Origin of the sequence: Caulobacter sp. B11, from assembly GCF_002737765.1 — a bacterium.
Taxonomy (GTDB): domain Bacteria; phylum Pseudomonadota; class Alphaproteobacteria; order Caulobacterales; family Caulobacteraceae; genus Caulobacter.
Window position 1 is genome coordinate 1 of sequence record NZ_PEGG01000403.1, and the last position, 2,672, is coordinate 2,672.

Here is a 2,672-nt window from a genome sequence, read left to right on the forward strand (position 1 = left end):
TACCCGCCCACAGCACCACCGGCGTCGACAGGGCGAACTGGATCCCATTGGAAAGCTGGGCCGGGACCCAGCGGCCATGGCCCATGACATGGGCCCCATTTCCAGAATGAACACCGGCAGGGTCAGGACAAGGCCCACCCAGAACCGCCGGCTCATATCGACCAGTTCGGGATTGGCGCCGCTGTCGGCCGCGACCGTCAAGGGCTCCAGGGCCATACCGCAGATCGGGCAGACGCCGGGACCGACCTGGCGGATCTGGGCATGCATCGGGCAGGTATAGACCCGGCCCTCGGCCGCCGGGGTCGGGGCCTCGGCCTTGGGGTTCGGCTCGGCTCGGCGCCCGTTCATCACAGATCTCCTGTAGCGCCGGGGCGCCGCGTCATAAGTTGGGTGTGCGGCGATGTCTGACATGCGCCATGTTTCGGGCTTCACGGCCCCGTTGTTCACGGGTTTAACGGGCGAAGGTCGCAACCGTTCACTTCGGTGACCCGCGGGCCGACTTCGAGGTCCGGGCAGACTAGCGAGTCGGCCTGCGGACGGGCCATGATCGCGATCAAGGCGACTTGTCGCGATCATGGCCTAGGATCACCACGAGTCGACCGTTCACAGCCTGGGAAGTCCGCCATGAACACCGCCATCATCCTGGCCCACCCCAACCCCTCGAGCTTCTGCGCCGCCGTCGCCGGCGCCTGCCAGGCGGCGATCGAGGGGGCCGGCGGGTCGGTGGTGTTACGCGACCTCTATGGCATGGACTTCGATCCTCGCCTGAAGCGCGCCGAACTGCCGACCGAGAAAGGTTGGACGATGGGCGACGACGTGACGGCCGAGCGCGCGCTGCTGGCCGGGGTCGATCACTTCCTGCTGGTCTATCCCTTTTGGTTCAACGCCCCGCCCGCGATCCTCAAGGGCTATGTCGATCGGGTGTTCAGCATGGGTTTCGGCTATCAGCCCGGCCCGCGCGGCGCCGATCCGCTCCTGGTCGGCAAGACCCTGATGAGCGTCTCGACCTCCGGCGCGCCCGACCACTGGGTTGACTCGACCGGCGCCCTGACCGCCTTGATGACCGTGTTCGATCTGCATCTGGCGAAGGTGACGGGCCTGAGGGTCCTGGGCCATGAGCACCTGGGCGGCGTCGTCGCCTCGATGCGGCAGGACGCGGTCGACGACCTTCTGGCGAGGGCTCGGGGCGCGGTTCTGGCGGCCCAGTCGGACCTCTAGAATCCCGCCGCCTTGACCCTGACGTGCAAGGCCGGCCACCGCCGGCGGATCGGATTCCCCCATGGCGCGTGACGTGCTGAGCGGACTGACCCAGGCCGAAGCGGCGCAACGCCTGGCCCAGGCCGGTCCAAACGCCCTGCCCCAGACCCCCGGCCGCGGCCTGGCGCGGATCATCTTCGACACCCTGCACGAGCCGATGTTCCTGCTGCTGATCGCGGCGGCGGGCCTCTATCTGGTGCTGGGAAGCCTGGGCGAGGGCCTGTTCCTGATGGTCGGGGCCGTGGCGACCATCAGCCTGGTGGTCCTGCAGGAAGCACGCAGCGAACGCGCCCTGTCGGCCCTGCGCGACCTGTCGCAACCCTATGCGCGGGTATTCCGCGACGGGCTCGAAACCCGGCTGCCGGCGCGCGACCTGGCGCCCGGCGACGTGATCCTGATCGGCGAGGGCGAACGCCTGCCCGCCGACGGCGTGCTGCTGGCCGGCGACATCCTGAGCGTCGATGAATCCGCCCTCACCGGCGAGTCTGCGCCGGTGTCCAAACGCCCGCTCGGCCCCGAAGACGCGGCCGAGGCCGACACCGCCCCCGGCGCCGAGACCGGGCCCTTTCTCTATTCCGGAAGCCTGGTGGTGCGCGGCCAGGCCGTGGCCCGGATCACCCGGACCGGCGCGCGCACGGCCCTGGGCAAGATCGGGGTGTCGCTGGCGGCCATCGTCCATGAACAGACCCCGCTACAGAAGACGGCGGGGCGCCTGGTCACCCTGCTGGGCCTGCTGGCCATCGCCTTCTGCGGCCTGGTCGCCCTCGCCTATGGCCTGCTGCGCCACGACTGGATCAACGGCATCCTGGCTGGGATCACCGTGGCCATCGCCCTGATCCCCGAAGAATTTCCCATGGTCCTGGCGGTGTTCCTGGCCCTGGGGGCCGGGCGGCTGGCCAAACAGAGGGTGCTGGTGCGGCGCAGCGCGGCGATCGAGGCCCTGGGCGGCGCGACCACGCTCTGTGTCGACAAGACCGGCACCCTGACGGAAAACCGGATGCGGGTCGCCCGCCTCTGGACGGAAGACGGCGACCAGACCCTCGATCACGCCGTTCCGCCGCTCGGCGCCGCCGACGCCCTGCTCGAGATCGCCGGGCTGGCCAGCGCCATCCATCCGGTCGACCCCATGGACAAGGCCATCCGCACGCTCCTGGACAGCCGCGCCGTAACGTCGCCCGACGCGACCGGAGAGCCCGACAGGAGCTGGCCGCTGCGCCCTGAACTGTTGGCCATGATCCAGGCCTGGGAGACGCCTCACGGTCACTGGCGGGCCGCCGCCAAGGGGGCGCCCGAGGCGATCTTCAAGCTCTGTCGCCTGCCGCAGGCCCAGGTCGAGCGCCTGACCGCCGTGGTCGAGACCTTCGCCGTCCAGGGCCTGCGGGTTCTGGGCGTGGCGACCTGTCGGACGCAAACGG

3 protein-coding genes are annotated in these 2,672 nt (G+C 69.9%); 2 read left to right on the plus strand and 1 reads right to left on the minus strand.

Going from position 1 to position 2,672, the window contains the following annotated elements; all coding sequences use genetic code 11:
* On the minus strand, positions 1-348 hold a 348-nt coding region (locus tag CSW58_RS13530; protein ID WP_369825204.1), incomplete at its 3' end, for a heavy metal-binding domain-containing protein.
* A gap of 276 nt (positions 349-624) precedes the next feature.
* Between CSW58_RS13530 and CSW58_RS13535 the strand changes: the two genes are divergently transcribed.
* The gene (locus tag CSW58_RS13535; RefSeq protein WP_099447615.1) at positions 625-1,218 is read left to right on the plus strand and encodes an NAD(P)H-dependent oxidoreductase; all 594 of its coding nucleotides are present in this window, start codon (positions 625-627) and stop codon (positions 1,216-1,218) included.
* A gap of 61 nt (positions 1,219-1,279) precedes the next feature.
* On the plus strand, positions 1,280-2,672 hold a 1,393-nt coding region (locus CSW58_RS13540), incomplete at its 3' end, for an HAD-IC family P-type ATPase (RefSeq protein WP_143755225.1).